This is a genomic window from Steroidobacter sp. (genome assembly GCF_036406195.1).
Taxonomy (GTDB): domain Bacteria; phylum Pseudomonadota; class Gammaproteobacteria; order Steroidobacterales; family Steroidobacteraceae; genus Steroidobacter.
The window spans coordinates 330,539-344,487 of the sequence record NZ_DASWVW010000019.1; the positions used below are offsets into that span (position 1 = coordinate 330,539).

The 13,949-nt window shown below is 61.0% G+C and carries 13 protein-coding genes; 9 read left to right on the forward strand and 4 right to left on the reverse strand.

Going from position 1 to position 13,949, the window contains the following annotated elements; genetic code table 11:
• Positions 1-3: 3 nt before the first annotated feature.
• From VGE08_RS09475 to VGE08_RS09485, 3 genes are all read right to left on the reverse strand, one after another.
• Positions 4-801 carry a lipoate--protein ligase family protein gene (locus tag VGE08_RS09475; protein ID WP_331067624.1) on the reverse strand — a complete coding sequence of 266 codons (798 nt, stop codon included), beginning with the start codon at positions 799-801 and terminating at the stop codon, positions 4-6.
• Entirely contained in the window at positions 798-2,705 is a 1,908-nt protein-coding gene (locus VGE08_RS09480) for a propionate--CoA ligase (protein WP_331067625.1), read from the reverse strand. The genes VGE08_RS09475 and VGE08_RS09480 overlap by 4 nt, the downstream gene beginning before the upstream one ends.
• Positions 2,706-2,790: 85 nt before the next feature.
• Positions 2,791-3,297 (reverse strand): hypothetical protein, encoded by a 507-nt coding sequence (locus VGE08_RS09485; protein ID WP_331067626.1) that lies wholly within the window; start codon positions 3,295-3,297, stop codon positions 2,791-2,793.
• Between the two features lie 297 nt (positions 3,298-3,594).
• Here VGE08_RS09485 and VGE08_RS09490 point away from each other — a divergent pair, with 297 nt between their 5' ends.
• The 8 genes from VGE08_RS09490 to VGE08_RS09525 all read left to right on the forward strand — a co-directional run bounded on the left by VGE08_RS09490 (position 3,595) and on the right by VGE08_RS09525 (position 11,125).
• Positions 3,595-5,778, forward strand: coding sequence for a TonB-dependent receptor (locus tag VGE08_RS09490; protein ID WP_331067627.1), 2,184 nt, complete (start codon positions 3,595-3,597; stop codon positions 5,776-5,778).
• 109 nt (positions 5,779-5,887) lie between these two features.
• Complete coding sequence (locus VGE08_RS09495; RefSeq protein WP_331067628.1) at positions 5,888-6,145, forward strand: lipoyl domain-containing protein; 258 nt, start codon at positions 5,888-5,890, stop codon at positions 6,143-6,145.
• A complete protein-coding gene (locus VGE08_RS09500) occupies positions 6,142-6,834 on the forward strand; it encodes a 2-oxo acid dehydrogenase subunit E2 (RefSeq protein ID WP_331067629.1) in 693 nt (230 codons plus the stop codon). The genes VGE08_RS09495 and VGE08_RS09500 overlap by 4 nt, the downstream gene beginning before the upstream one ends.
• Positions 6,835-6,836: 2 nt before the next feature.
• A complete protein-coding gene (locus tag VGE08_RS09505) occupies positions 6,837-7,793 on the forward strand; it encodes a thiamine pyrophosphate-dependent dehydrogenase E1 component subunit alpha (protein ID WP_331067630.1) in 957 nt (318 codons plus the stop codon).
• A 46-nt stretch (positions 7,794-7,839) separates the two neighbouring features.
• Complete coding sequence (locus VGE08_RS09510) at positions 7,840-8,814, forward strand: alpha-ketoacid dehydrogenase subunit beta (RefSeq protein WP_331067631.1); 975 nt, start codon at positions 7,840-7,842, stop codon at positions 8,812-8,814.
• A gap of 39 nt (positions 8,815-8,853) precedes the next feature.
• Positions 8,854-9,837, forward strand: coding sequence for a thiamine pyrophosphate-dependent dehydrogenase E1 component subunit alpha (locus VGE08_RS09515; protein WP_331067632.1), 984 nt, complete (start codon positions 8,854-8,856; stop codon positions 9,835-9,837).
• A 35-nt stretch (positions 9,838-9,872) separates the two neighbouring features.
• Positions 9,873-10,898 carry an alpha-ketoacid dehydrogenase subunit beta gene (locus VGE08_RS09520; protein WP_331067633.1) on the forward strand — a complete coding sequence of 342 codons (1,026 nt, stop codon included), beginning with the start codon at positions 9,873-9,875 and terminating at the stop codon, positions 10,896-10,898.
• Positions 10,895-11,125: a biotin/lipoyl-containing protein gene (locus VGE08_RS09525; RefSeq protein WP_331067634.1), complete on the forward strand. Its 231-nt coding sequence runs from the start codon at positions 10,895-10,897 to the stop codon at positions 11,123-11,125. The genes VGE08_RS09520 and VGE08_RS09525 overlap by 4 nt, the downstream gene beginning before the upstream one ends.
• Before the next feature lie 48 nt (positions 11,126-11,173).
• On the opposite strand, the gene VGE08_RS09530 is transcribed toward VGE08_RS09525, so the two are convergent.
• Positions 11,174-12,208, reverse strand: coding sequence for a helix-turn-helix domain-containing protein (locus VGE08_RS09530; RefSeq protein WP_331067635.1), 1,035 nt, complete (start codon positions 12,206-12,208; stop codon positions 11,174-11,176).
• A 1,036-nt stretch (positions 12,209-13,244) separates the two neighbouring features.
• On the opposite strand from VGE08_RS09530, the gene VGE08_RS09535 reads away from it, so the two are divergent.
• Positions 13,245-13,514 carry a hypothetical protein gene (locus VGE08_RS09535; RefSeq protein ID WP_331067636.1) on the forward strand — a complete coding sequence of 90 codons (270 nt, stop codon included), beginning with the start codon at positions 13,245-13,247 and terminating at the stop codon, positions 13,512-13,514.
• Positions 13,515-13,949: the final 435 nt, after the last annotated feature.

Sequence of the window (13,949 nt, forward strand, 5' to 3'; positions counted from 1 at the left end):
AACTCAGGCACAGTCCTGATCGAATTTGCGGATCATAGTCCATCGCTTTGCGCAGGCTTGAATGCGACTTTGGACGGCGCCGACCAGGTTGTTGGTGCCAGCGTCGCTCGAGGCTACGAGGTTCAACTCGCGCTCGACGGTCGTGCATGCACTTGCGAGATACTGGGTGGGAGCGCCGGCGGTTGTGTAGAAGTCGTTGAGTTGCGCAATCATTGAAGGTAGATCGACCGACACCAGGAGCGATCCATGGACGAGCGTGGCGCCGAATTTTCGAGCCGAGCGCCGTTGTGCGGTCCCTGCAATCTTCAGTCCACGACTGACGAGATTATGCGCGCCATCGCAATAAGCGCCGTCGACGGCTCCGAGCTCGAGGCAAAGTCCAAGATCCGACAGTCCGTATGTCACCAAGCGAAGCAGCTCGCCGTATCCAACATCGAACGCCTCCATGCATCCCCGGGGATGACAGTAAACGAGCGCCACATTGACGACCCCGGGCCCGACGCGCACCGCGGTTCCACCGGACTCACGCACGAACACAGGCGTTGAATATTCCCGCTCCATTTTCGCGACAGACTGCTTGAAGTAGGGCAAGCGCGTGTCCCGGCGACTCACCACCAAAGCGTCCGCGCTGGTCCACACGAGCGCGGCGGCGCCTCCTTGCTCCATCACATCACCGAATAGGGACAGCTCTCGAGACAGCCAATACGATGCTTCGGTCCGACTGTCGCGCATCGCCTCGTCTCGGGCCGGCGCGCCGAGCTTACTCCGGTCCTCCTGCGTCAGCTCATGCTGCCGGCTCATGTCATTCTCGCGGTCCGGAGGCATTCGCGGATCTGCTCGAGCGCGCTGAGGTCCTCGATCGTCGCCAGGTCGCCCGGATCGCGTCCCTCAGCGAGCGCCTGGATGGATCGTCGCAGCACTTTTCCAGATCGTGTCTTCGGCAGCGCCGAGACGAAGAACACGCGCTTGGGCCGACCAATGGCGCCAAGCTGCTTGTCCACCATCTGCATCACTTCGCCCTCCAGCTTCATGCGCTCCTCCGCAGAGGCGATGCTTGCCGGCTCCTTTACGACAGCGAAAGCGAGCGGCAGCTGGCCTTTGAGCTGGTCGGTGACGCCGACGACGGCGCACTCGGCGACGCCAGGGTGCATGCTGGCAGCCTCCTCGATTTCACGCGTGCCGAGGCGGTGACCGGCGACGTTGATCACGTCGTCGGTCCTGCCGAGGATATAGTAGTAGCCATCCTCGTCGCGGACGCCAAAGTCGAAAGTCGTGTAGACGAGTTGATCCTCGAAGCCGCGGAAGTACGTGTCGATGAATCGTTGATCGTCACCCCACACCGTGCTCATGCAGCCTGGCGGAAGCGGCGGTTTGATGGCGACTACGCCTTTCTCTCCAGCCGCGACTTCCTTGCCTGAGGTTTCATCGAGCAGCCGCACGTCGTACCCAAACACCGGGAAGCTCGGCGAGCCACTCTTCACGTGTGTCATCTCCACGCCGGGCTGCGCCGAAAGCAGCGGCCAGCCGGTTTCGGTTTGCCAGTAGTTGTCCACGACAGGGCATGCGAGCGTGCGCGTGATCCAGTCGTGGGTCGGTTTGTCCAATGGCTCGCCGGCAAGAAACAGGTGCTTGAGGCATGACAGATCGTACTTCGCTCTATGCGCCGGGTCTTGCTTCTTCAGCGTTCGGATCGCGGTCGGCGCCGAGAACATCACGGCGACCTTATGGTCCTGCACGATCTGCCACCAGATGCCCGGGTCCGGACGCAGCGGCACGCCTTCGTACATGATCGTCGTCATCCCTGCGATCAGCGGTCCGTAGATGATGTACGAGTGGCCGACCACCCAACCGATATCGGAGGTCGTGAACATCGTCTCGCCCGCCTCGCCGCAGAAGATTCGCCGCATCGACGACGCGAGCGCCACCATGTGCCCCCCGACGTCGCGTTGCACGCCCTTCGGTTTGCCTGTGGTGCCGGAGGTATAAAGGATGTACGAGGGGTCGTTCGATTCGAGCCATTGGCACGCAATATCCCGGCCCGAGACATTCCTTGCGAGCGCAGCCCAATCGAAGTCACGGTCCGGGACGAACGGCATGTCGGGATCGAGCCCGCGTTTGAAAACGAGCACTTTCTCCGGCGGGTGTTTCGCCAGTTTCAGCGACTCGTCCACCAGCGGCTTGTACAGCAGCACCTTGCCTATTCGGCTGCCGCCATCAGCGGTGATCATGATCACGGGTTTGGCGTCGTCGATGCGCGCGGCGAGGTTCGCAGAGGCAAAGCCGCCGAACACTACAGAATGGATCGCGCCCAGGCGTGCACAGGCGAGCATCGCAAACGCAGCTTCTGGGATCATCGGCATGTAGATGATCACCCGGTCGCCGCGCTTGACGCCTAGCGATTGGAGCATGGCCGCAACGCTGCAGACTTCCTCGTGCAGTTGCCGGTAGGTGTATGTTTTCTTCGCCTCTACCTCGGTGGAGATCCACACCAGCGCTGGCTGGTCGCCGCGCGCCGGCAGGTGCCGATCGATGGCGTTGTAGCAGAGGTTGGTCTCGCCACCGACGAACCACCTGGCGAACGGCGGGCGTGAGTAGTCGAGCACCTTGCTGAAGGGCGTGCGCCAGTCGATATGCTGCGCCTCCTCGCCCCAGAAGCCCTCGGGATCGACGATGGAGCGCCGGTGGAACTGTATGTACTTGTTCATGCGTCGCGGTCGCTCCGCGTCAAGCGGCGATGTTTGCGACATTGCAATTGCCGCGTGCGAACTCGGAACTCGTTACGCATGGCTTTCAGGATGGCAGAAGAAAGCTCCGCAGCCAATTCGTCCATTGCGCCACGGTCGGGCGAGGCGGGTCGGTTTCGCAGACGCCGAACTGCTTCCACACACCGCCGACGCGCCGCATCCAGTAGCAAGATCCCCAGGTGTTGAATGGCGTGTCGTCCTGCCGATACCGCGTGCCTTTGGTTTCGATCACGGCGTACTCTGGTGAAATGACCGTCACTTCAGACCATTCCAGGTCCAGCCTGACGCCGAGCCCTTGATCGTAGAAGCCGTGATAGAGCTTGCGAATCCATCCGTCGAATTCCTCCCGGCCGCAGATGGTCACCAGGCTGCCTTCCCGGTCAGCGAGTCCGGCGACGTACAGCACCGGAAATTGCCAGAAGCCGAGCTTCTCGTAGTCGATCGGCGTGTCGTGGCGGTAATTCTCCCAAAGCGCGGCTACGTAGTCTTTGAGGTAACGCTCGCAAGAGTGGGTCACCTCACGCTTGATCGTCTGCATCTCATCGGCAGTCATTTGCAGGCTCCTTGGGTTGAACAACGCTGCGTTGAACTGAAGCGATGAGTGTAGAGGTTGTCGATCGAGCGGAATTGACGCTCAGCGAACTCCAACTGTCCTCCGCAAGAAGCAACCCGCTGCGCGCCGCGGTGTACGGCTAGGACTGATGACGCACGACCTGTTCTCGGTTCACCGAGCGTCAAGCAGCGCTTCACTGGCAGTCAAGAACTGCGAGTGCGCTCATGTCAGCATGATCCACGTCGAGTCGCCGACTGCCGAGCGACCAGAACACAATCCAGGTTGGGGGAAACGTATATGTACTCTACAGGACCGTCGCGGCGGCTGATGGTTGGATGCACTCTAGCGCTTGCCATGCCGTGCCTGACGGGTCAGTCGGGCAGCGCGTGGGCCGCGGAGCAAACCACTGGTGCTGCGCAATCTTCGTCGGCGGGCGGCATGCTGGAAGAGGTCGTGGTAACCGCCGAGAGGCGATCGGCGTCGGCGCAGGACGTGCCGATCACCATGAACGCGTTTTCCGCGGACATGTTGCAACGTGCGGGTATCGAAAACTCCAACGATTTGCAGCGCCTGACGCCAGGACTGGTGATCAGCGGCATTCAAATGCAGTTCCAGCCGTATCTGCGCGGCATCGGCAGCGAGAACATTTCGGTGGCGAGCGATTCCACCGTCGCGGTGAACATCGACGATGTCTACATTGCGCGTCCTGCAGCGGCAGCTCAGGAATTCTACGACATCGAGCGAATCGAGGTTCTCAAAGGTCCGCAAGGCACCTTGTACGGCCGGAATGCGACGGGCGGCGCGATCAATATCTTCACGCGCGATCCCGACCAATTTTTCTCCGCTGGCGGGGATATCGAGATCGGTAACCAGGCGCATACGCGTGTGCGCGCCACGATCAATGGGCCGTTGTCGGAAAAGGTGTCCGCCCGTCTGAGCGTATTGCGCATTGACGGCGACGGCTTCTACACGGACCGCGTAAGTGGACGAGACGACATTGCCGGCGAAGACGTTTTAGGATTGCGCGCGAAGCTCCTGTACAAAGTGTCGGACCGCACCCGGCTTGATTTTGGCTTCGACTATCTCTCCGATGAGAGCGCAAAGACGGCGATTCTTACTCCGGAGCTGCGCGATGGCGACCCGATCGCGGTCGCCGCGGGCGGCAATATCGATCGTAGCGATCCCTTCAACGTCTGGCTCAATGTGCTTCCGATCGAGGAGAACGAGAGCTACGGCGGCAGCATCAAGCTGACGCATGACCTCGGAGCGATGACTTTCAAGTCGATTACCGGCGCGCGGCGCAGCGAAACGTTCTTCGCGCAGGACATCGACAATACCGACAACGACTTCCTGCAGCAGTTCGTATCAGCCAACAGCACCTCGTTTTCGCAGGAGTTCCAGTTGAGCGGCGAAACCGAAGGCGGCGCGAACTGGGTGGCAGGGTTGTTCTACTTCCACGAGGACGCCGATTCGAACCTGGATATCCGCATCGCCGGCGGCGCAGTCACGGTGCAGCCGATTGCGGACCTTACTTCCGTCGCCTATGCGGCCTTCGGTCAGATCACCTGGCCCATTGGCGAGCGGCTCGAGCTGATCGGCGGCCTGCGCTACTCGTTCGACGAGAAGGAGCAGGACCTGACGTTCCTGACGAACGGAGTTCCGGAGTATCTCAGCGACAAGAAGGACTGGTCCGCGTGGACGCCGCGGGCGGGTCTGCGTTATCAGCTCAACGACGACGTCAACCTCTATTTCACGGCCAGCAGAGGCTTCCGCAGCGGCGGCTTCAATTCGTTCTCGAATCAGCGCGAGCCCTACGATCCGGAATACATCTGGAGCTACGAAGCGGGTGTGAAGTCGGAGCTGTTCGACGGTCTGGCGAGGCTCAACGCGGCGGTGTTCTATTACGACTACAGCGATCTGCAGGTCACGCAGTATGCCGGCGCGACCGCGCTCGGGTCGATCGTAAACGCGGCGGACGCGGAGATCACGGGCACCGAGCTGGACTTGATCGTCGCTCCCTTCGACGGGCTCGAGGTGAACATTGGCGTTTCCTATCTCGACGCCACGTTCGACAGCTTCGTCACGGTCGATCCGGACAATCCGCTCGTCGGCGACCAGGACCTGTCGGACAACAAGTTGCCGCGTGCGCCCGAGTGGACCGGCAATGTGGGCGCCCAGTACTCGTTCAATGCCGGCAGCCACGGCAGTGTCGTGGTTCGGGCCGACTACGCGTACAAGAGCGACTTCTGGTTCGATGCGTTCAATCGCCACTACGTCTCCCAGGACTCTTATGGCCTGGTCGACGCACGCATCGCCTTTGACCATTCCTCCGGGAGCTGGGGCGTGGCGCTGTACGGCCGCAATCTGAGCGATGAGCTGTACGCGACCAATGCGATCCGTAACGCCGGTCTGTTCGGAACGGTGAAGGTGCTCGGAACCCCTCGCACCTACGGACTCCAGGCGTACTGGAAGACGCGGTGACGTGTTCCATGGTGCAGTCGAATCTTGGCCTGCCGGCGCCGTGGGCGCCGCGCAGGAAGGTTGCTCCCAGGGTGGCTCTGCGAGCGCGTTCAACTCAGGTGAAATCATCGTGTCCAGTCTAGACATCGTTATGCCGCAACTAGGCCTGACCATGACGGAAGGCCGTGTAGTGACCTGGCACGTGAGCCCCGGGCAGGCCGTGACGGCCGGCCAGGTCGTCGTCACGATCGAATCGGAAAAGACTCAAGAGGATGTGCTTGCCGAAACCGCAGGCGTTCTCGAGCAGATCGTCAAGCAGGAGGGAGAGATCGCGGCGATCGGCGAAGTCATCGGCCGACTCGGCGCCAGCGGCGGATCATCCCGATGACGGCCGCCAGCTTCATCGACACGGAGCTGTCGCCGATTCGCAAGATCATCGGCGGGCGGATGGATGCGGGATGGGCCGTTCCCAAAGTGTCGATCACGGTGGAGGCGCAGACCGACGAGCTTTCGACTGCGCTCGTCGCTCTGAGTCTTCGTCACAGTCCGGTGAAGACGACGCTGTTCGATGCCATTCTGCTGGCCGTGGCGCGCTCGCTGCGGGCCCACCCTGCAATGAACTCGGCTCTGTTCGAAGGAAAACAGCGAACGTTCGAGGCGATCAATCTCGGTTTCGCCGTCAACCTCCCGCAAGGCTTGTTCGTTCCGGTCATCAAAGACGCGGATCGAATGAGCGTCGTGGACATCGCAAAGGAACGCGCCGCGCTCACCGCCCGCGTTCGGGACGGCGATTTCTCCTCGAAGGTGTTGGGCAACGGAACGTTCACGCTGAGCAATCTCGGCGGCTTCGGCGTGGACTTCTTCTCGCCGATTCTAAACGTCCCTCAATGCGGAATCCTGGGCGTGGGAACCGAGAAACTTCGTCCAGTCGTATCTGATGGCCAGGTCGTCGCCCGGCGCACGACGTATCTCACACTTGTATTCGATCACCGGCTGGTGGATGGCGCGCCTGCGGCAGCATTTCTACGTGACATCACGCAGCAGCTAGTGGCCCTGACTGCGGAGATAGGAGCTTAACGATGACGATGAACAAATCCACCGCGCTCGCAATCGTGCGGACGATGGTCAAGATCCGAAAATTCGAACAGAGCGTGTCGACCTTGTTTCGAAAGGCGGAGCTGGCTGGCTTCGTGCACATGTCTCTCGGTCAAGAGAGCGTGGCGGCCGCTGCGTGCGCGGCGCTTCAGCCCCAGGACTACATCACAAGCACGCATCGCGGGCACGGCCAGTGCATCGCCAAGGGCGCGGAGCTGAAGCCGATGATGGCGGAGTTGTTTGCGAAAGCCACCGGCATGTGTGGCGGCAAGGGCGGCTCGATGCACATTGCCGACGTGCGACTGGGCATCCTCGGCGCCAACGGCATCGTGGGCGCCGGGCTCGGCATCGGGCTCGGCGGCGCCTTCGGCAGAGACTTGCTCGGCTCGAGCGGAGTCTCCGTCTCGTTCATTGGAGATGGCGCCTGTAACGTCGGTTTGTTTCACGAGGCCATGAACATCGCGGCGATCTGGAAGCTGCCGTACATCCTGATTGTCGAGAACAATCAATGGACCGAGATGAGCCCGTCGAAGGATCTCATGTCGGTGCAGACGGTGGCGGAGCGGGCGGCTGCTTACGGCATCCCGGGCGTGCGCATCACCGACGATGTCGAAAGCATTTTCGACGCTGTGACGCAAGCGCGCCGGCGCGCGCTGGAGGGCGAGGGTCCGAGCATCATCGAGTGCGTGACCCATCGATGGCATGGCCACTACGAGGGGGACTCGCAGAAGTACCGCACCAAGGAAGAAGTGTTGGCCACTCGGTCGGCGGACGCGCTGCGGCGTTTTGTCGAGCGGTGCCAGCAGCTCGGTTATCTGAGCGCGGACGAGTTCAAGGCGATCGAGCTCGAAACGGATGCGGAGGTTGCCGCGGCCATCGAATTCTCGCGCAACTCGCCAGACCCGACGCTGGAAGAAGCTTTGCAAACGGCCTACGTGTGACCCCCGGCCGGCAAATCGTAGGCAAGAGCAGACAGAGGATGAATCAATGACTCAGATGACGTGTATTCAGGCGACCACCGCGGCATTGGCGGAAGAGATGGCGCGAGATGCGACCGTATTTCACGCCGGCATCGACGTGGCGAAAGTCGGCGGTGTGTTCGGCGGTTCGGTTGGATTGCTCGAGCGCTTCGGCCCCAAGCGGGTGCGGGACACGCCAATCAGCGAAGCAGCCATTGTCGGCATGGCGGTCGGCGCGGCGCTGGTCGGAGCTCGCCCGGTGATCCAGTTGATGTTCGCGGATTTCCTCATGCGCGCTTGGGACGAGATCGTCAACCAGGCTGCGAAGATGCGGTTCATGTGCGGCGGCAGTTCGACCGTGCCGCTGACGATCATGGCCGGCACCGGCGGTGGCATCTCCGCAGCCGCACAGCATTCGCAGAGTATCGAGGCGATGTGCGCCCACGTGCCCGGTCTGATTGTAGTTTGTCCCTCGACTCCCGCGGACTGCAAAGGTCTGCTCAAGTCTGCGATACGCGATGACAACCCGGTCATTTTCCTCGACAGCAAGGCGCTCGGAAATTTCAAGGGCGAGGTGCCCGATGGAGACCATCTCGTGCCGCTCGGCAAGGCGGCCGTAGCGCGGGCAGGCAAGGATCTGACCATCGTTGCGGTGTCGCGCATGGTGCACTCTGCGCTTGCCGCTGCGCAGACGCTGGCCGAGCAGGGCATCGACGCCGAGGTGATCGACCCTCGCACTATCTATCCGCTCGACACGCAAGCCATCCTCGAATCGGTCGCCCGGACCGGACGCTTGCTGGTCGTGCACGAGGCATCGACCTTCTGTGGCATCGGTGCCGAGATCGTCGCATCCGTCACCGACAAGGCGTTTGATTCGCTGAAGGCAGCTCCGGTCCGTCTCGGCTCGCCGCATTCGCCGGTTCCCTTCGCGCCGGTGCTGGAGAACAGGTTCTATCCGCGCGTGGATGACATTGTCGCCGCAGGTCAACGCCTGATGGGCTGACGGGCGATCGTCGACAGAGTTTGCACCTAAGGGTAGAGCATGGCCGCAAGCGCAAAAGTACGCCTCTGGATGTACCAGAAGATGGTGACGGCGAGGCTGTTCGAGGAAAGGTTGAAGCTCGCGTATCTCGAGGGCAAGCAACCCGTATTCAACATGGCCAAGGGGCCTTTGCCAGGAGAGATGCATCTGGCGAGCGGCCAGGAGCCTTGCGCCGTCGGCGTCTGTGCGCACCTTCGTGCCGACGATTGCGTGACGGCTCCGCATCGCGCGCACCACGTCGCCATAGCCAAAAACGTCGACCTGCGTCGTATGGCCGCTGAGATTTTCGGCAAGGCGACCGGTCTGTCGGGCGGACGTGGCGGGCACATGCACCTGTTCGATGCGGCGGTCAATTTCTCGAACTCGGGGATCATCGCCGCGGGAATGGGGCCGGCAGTGGGAATGGCTCTTGCGGCGAAACTGCAGGGCCGCGACTCGATCGCTATTTCCTACATCGGCGAAGGCGCCGCCAATCAGGGCGCATTTCATGAGTCGCTGAATCTTGCCGCCGTATGGAAAGCGCCCGTGGTGTTCGTGATCGAGGACAACGCCTGGGGCATCTCCGTCGAGAAGCGCGAATCGACGGCCGTCGAACGCAACTCGATTCGCGCTCAGGGCTATGACATGCCAGGCATCTTCGTGCCAGGCAACGATGCCGATGCGGTGTACGAAGTCGCCGGCGCGGCCATCGAGCGCGCCCGAGCCGGCGAGGGGCCGACTCTGATCGAGATCGAGACGCATCGTCTCGAAGGCCATTTCATGGGCGATGCCGAGAAGTACAGACCTCCGGGCGAGGTCGCGCGCCTGCAAGCGATCGATCCGATACCGGCTTACCGGCAGCGACTGTCAGCATCGGGCGTAAGCGCCGCGGAACTCGACGCGGCGGAAACGAGCGCGCGGGAGCTTGTGGATGACGCGATCGCTTCGGCGCGTGCGGCTCCTACGCCGATTCCCGCTGACGCGCTGACCTGCGTCTTCATCTAGCGTCGAGTGTGTCAGAGAGCAGAGAGATTTCTTGCATGAACGCAACGTCGCAGCGACGACTCACCATCGCAAAGGCCATGAGCGAAGCCATCGCGCAGGAGATGGCCGAAGATCCGAACGTGTTGGTAATGGGCGAGGATATCGCCAAGCTCGGCGGAGTGTTCGGCACGACGCAGGGACTGCTCGAGCGCTTCGGACCAACGCGCGTCCGAGATACGCCGATCTCCGAAACCGCCTTTATCGGCGCAGCCGTCGGCATGGCCGCTTCCGGCATGCGTCCGGTCGTCGAACTGATGTTCGTGGATTTTATGGGCGTCTGCCTCGATGCGATCTACAACCTGGCGGCGAAGCAGGCGTTCTTCTCGGGTGGGCAGGTCGGTTGCCCGCTGGTCCTGATGACCGCGGTGGGCGGGGGCTATAGCGACGGTGGCCAGCACTCGCAATGTTTGTATGCGACGTTCGCGCATCTGCCCGGACTGAAAGTTGTAATTCCCTCGAATGCGCATGACGCGAAGGGCCTCATGCGCAGCGCGATCAGGGACAACAATCCCGTGATCTTCATGTTTCACAAGGCGCTGCAGGGCATGGGCTGGCTCGGCACCGTGCCCGGTTCGATCGCTCACGTTCCCGCGGAAGCGTTTAGCGTTCCGATCGGCAAGGCCGCTACGGTCCGCGAAGGCAAGGACGTGACGTTGGTGGGTTGGGGGCTGACGCTGCACCAGGCGCTCGAGGCTGCGGACGCACTTGCCAAAGATGGCATCGACGCGGAGGTCATCGATGTCCGCACGATCTGCCCGCTCGACATCGAGTCCATCCTGGATTCGGTGCGAAAGACGGGGCGCCTGGTGGTTATCGATGACGATTATCGAAGCTGCGGCGTGGCCGCGGAAATTATCGCATCTGTATGCGAAGCGCCGTCGGTGAAGTTGTCGGCGCAGCCGCGCCGCATTACCTCGCCGGACGTTCCGATTGCGTTCGCGCCGGCCATGGAACACTCCACCTTGCCCAATTCGACCAAAGTGGCAGTCGCTGTAACCGAAATGATGGGGCGCAGACTGTGACGGACGTTGTAATTGGGGCGGATGCGTGGGATGGGAACGGACAAGGGTTCATCTCGAACTGGTTCTTCGAGGACGGGGAAGCCGTCTGCGCTGGCGCCGTCATAGCCGACCTGATGTACGAGAAGGTAGCGGTGGAGCTGGTGGCTCCGGTCGCTGGCCGGCTCAAGATTCTGGTGGCCGCCGAGCAGCCGATTTCCAAGGGGCAGGTCGTCGCCAGACTGCTCTAGTGACAAGCGGCTCATCGCTCGAAGATCGCAAGAGCCGCACGATCTGAGTTAGCCAGTAGCAGCAGCGATCGATGTGCCGGCTGACGCCTCGTAGCGGAATTCTCGAGGCGACATGCCGAATTCGCGACGGAATGCGCGTGTGAAATAGCTGGCGTCCTGGAAGCCCCACTCAAAAGCGATATCACTGATCGAAAGGTGTTTCAGAGCCGGCGCCGACAGGTCTGCTTTGCAGCGCATGAGGCGTCGCTGCAATATGGTCTTGGAAATCGACAAGCCCTCTTCGTTGAAAAGCATGTGCAGATAGCGCGTCGAGATTCGATGCGCCTCGGCGATGGAAGCGGGACCAAGATCCGCATTTGAGAGGTTACGCTCTACATAATCGAGGATCACCCGCGCCAAGACGCGTCTGCCGCCGGTAGCCTCCCCTTGGAGTTCCACATCCTGAAAGGCAAATGCCAGTGTCTCGAGCGTGCCTTGGAGTAGCCGCGGCGCCGAGGCACGAGCCAAGTGTCGGATCTCGCGTTCCATCGTCATCAAGTGCGATGCGAAGATGGCGCCGCTTCCGCGCGTCGCGTCGAGCGGCTTGCCGATGAACTTCATGAATTGGGGGAAGTACGAGCTCAACGTCTGGTGGCGGACGAACAGTGTGAGCTTGTTCATTCGGCCTGGCGGGACTTCAAAGCGCATTGGCATCGAGCTGTCCCACATCACGAGTTTTCCCGGCTCCATCCAGACCTCGGAACCATCGAGATCGAACTTCTCGAGGCCCGCGTCGACCAGCAGAACGCCTACATATGCGTCGGAGGTCGCCGCAAGTTGCTGCTCTGCACGAAAGCCACGCAGCGCTCCACATCGGACCCTCAACAGATCCAGATCTAGAAAATGGCTTCGCTCCATCTCGAAATGTAGGTCATTGTCCTGTTCCGGATAGATCGCCCACGGGATATGGGACTCGGCCAGCTCTTCTTCCAACGCGGTTTGTCTCTGGCAAGCACGAGGGAGCGCGTCGCTGCGCCAAAGTGTCGTCGTTATCTTCGCGTCAACGCTCTTCAACTCTATCCTCAGCCCCGGTTGAGAAGTCATTCGGGCGACTGCGCCGAGTTCTTGTGTAGCATGCACGTGAAGAGTGGGTCAAGACAGAGGCGGTGAGCACCGTCGCGAGACGGCTAACCGACGATCCGCATAGGGGACTCCCCTATTCGCATCGTTAGTCGGGTTGCTCCATCGTGCCTTCAGTGTTGCTCCGTTCGATTCGCAGGGGACCAACGCCGGATCGCGTTGCATGCTTGCTTGGGCGTAGCAGGCGATCAACATTCATCAGTCTGCGCTGCTCACCGACCTGAGCAATGAATCCAGGTTCCTGCAACTCCGGAATTGTCCAGCTCACCGTCCGTGTGCCACGCCGGCTGCGTGGCCTTCGACGGTGAGCTTGGTCCAATTCCAAACTGCCTAACAATTCTGGGGGCGAGGTCAGTGGCCAGGAAGTACCCAACTAGATACATGAATGACTTTCTGATTCTGCTGGCTCGACTGTCACAGCAGTTGTTTCAGGGGAGGATTTATCGTCCGGGTTCTTGCTCCTTTGTCCGCGATTTACTGCACGATTGACCTGCCGCCGTGCACTTGCCGCTTTGTCTCCTTCCAGAACTTCTCTTTTGATCACGTCTGTCTCGAGAGCTTCCCTGACCTCATCCAGCTCTAACTTCACTCCGGGGGTCGTCAGGCGTAGCTGACGACGTACCGCGGCGAGAACGGGTTTGGACAGGAGAATGGCGCTGAGTGTGTATTTGCTCAGGGCTTGCTTGTACGAGAGGTACTCGCCGATATGAGCCTTCTGCCAACCCTCCTTGGCAAGCAGTGCAAGTGGTGTGTCATGCGGGCGATCTGGTGCGAGGTGTTCTGGCTTGTCGCTGATTCATGGGGCATTCGGAGAACAAAAGGTATGGAGCCATTGAGGATGTTGGCTGTCTGCCGATGGTGGATCGTTTTGTTTGTTGGGACGCATTTCTCGCTGCGATGGTCGTGCTGCGTCGCGTCTCCTACGCTTGTGACCTGTCGCACAGTCATCGATCCGTGGGGTGGCCAGATTCTGAGCTGAAAGGCGACATGGGAGAGGGCCATGAAGGTAGTCATCTGTTTGATCGCGGCGTTCCTGTTTGTTATTTCCAGTGCGGTCCCGGCAGACGACGTTTCCGCCGGGTCGGAAGTGGCCAATTTCCTGCAGATGGCTGCGACCAAGGCCGAGGCGGTAAACGAAAGATTCGGCCTGAGCTCCAGGAAGGGGGGTGCCGCGCGATGCTGCAAGGTGTGCACGAAAGGCAAGCCTTGCGGTGATACCTGCATCGCGCAGGACAAGATCTGTCACGTGGGGTCAGGGTGCGCCTGCTGAGAGAACGCAGAAATAGGAAATATAAGATGCTGGCCTGACCGGCGGTGGATTGGATCCTCCACAATGGTGCGTTCGTGGCCTTTTGATTTGCACTGGCCCGCGGCGTATGCGAGAAGCGTGCGGCAGTATGCGTGTACAGCCGGGAAGCTTCGACGTGTCGGCCGCGAAACTCGACCGAATGCCGCGGTAATCACGAATCTATCCCGGAGACCCGGGTGGCTGCGCCTGGCATCTATTCGCTACGATACCGGGCTGGAATCAGCCAACTGTCGGAAAATAACAAGAGCAGCTCAGCCGTAAGCGGTAAGCCTGCGACGTCTTCCCTAGCTGCGATCCTTATGATGTGGCGTCAGGATCTGTGAAGCCGTCCCAAAGCGTGTTCTGCCACCCGGTGATGACGCCATTGTCGTGACACACGGGACAATGCCAGTAGAT

Excerpts from the sequence above, each read along its gene's own strand:
- VGE08_RS09475 (WP_331067624.1), bottom strand. The coding sequence starts at position 801 with ATGAGCCGGCAGCATGAGCTGACGCAGGAGGACCGGAGTAAGCTCGGC.
- VGE08_RS09480 (WP_331067625.1), bottom strand. The coding sequence starts at position 2,705 with ATGAACAAGTACATACAGTTCCACCGGCGCTCCATCGTCGATCCCGAG.
- VGE08_RS09485 (WP_331067626.1), bottom strand. The coding sequence starts at position 3,297 with ATGACTGCCGATGAGATGCAGACGATCAAGCGTGAGGTGACCCACTCT.
- VGE08_RS09490 (WP_331067627.1), top strand. The coding sequence starts at position 3,595 with ATGTACTCTACAGGACCGTCGCGGCGGCTGATGGTTGGATGCACTCTA.
- VGE08_RS09500 (WP_331067629.1), top strand. The coding sequence starts at position 6,142 with ATGACGGCCGCCAGCTTCATCGACACGGAGCTGTCGCCGATTCGCAAG.
- VGE08_RS09505 (WP_331067630.1), top strand. The coding sequence starts at position 6,837 with ATGACGATGAACAAATCCACCGCGCTCGCAATCGTGCGGACGATGGTC.
- VGE08_RS09510 (WP_331067631.1), top strand. The coding sequence starts at position 7,840 with ATGACTCAGATGACGTGTATTCAGGCGACCACCGCGGCATTGGCGGAA.
- VGE08_RS09515 (WP_331067632.1), top strand. The coding sequence starts at position 8,854 with ATGGCCGCAAGCGCAAAAGTACGCCTCTGGATGTACCAGAAGATGGTG.
- VGE08_RS09520 (WP_331067633.1), top strand. The coding sequence starts at position 9,873 with ATGAACGCAACGTCGCAGCGACGACTCACCATCGCAAAGGCCATGAGC.
- VGE08_RS09530 (WP_331067635.1), bottom strand. The coding sequence starts at position 12,208 with ATGACTTCTCAACCGGGGCTGAGGATAGAGTTGAAGAGCGTTGACGCG.
- VGE08_RS09535 (WP_331067636.1), top strand. The coding sequence starts at position 13,245 with ATGAAGGTAGTCATCTGTTTGATCGCGGCGTTCCTGTTTGTTATTTCC.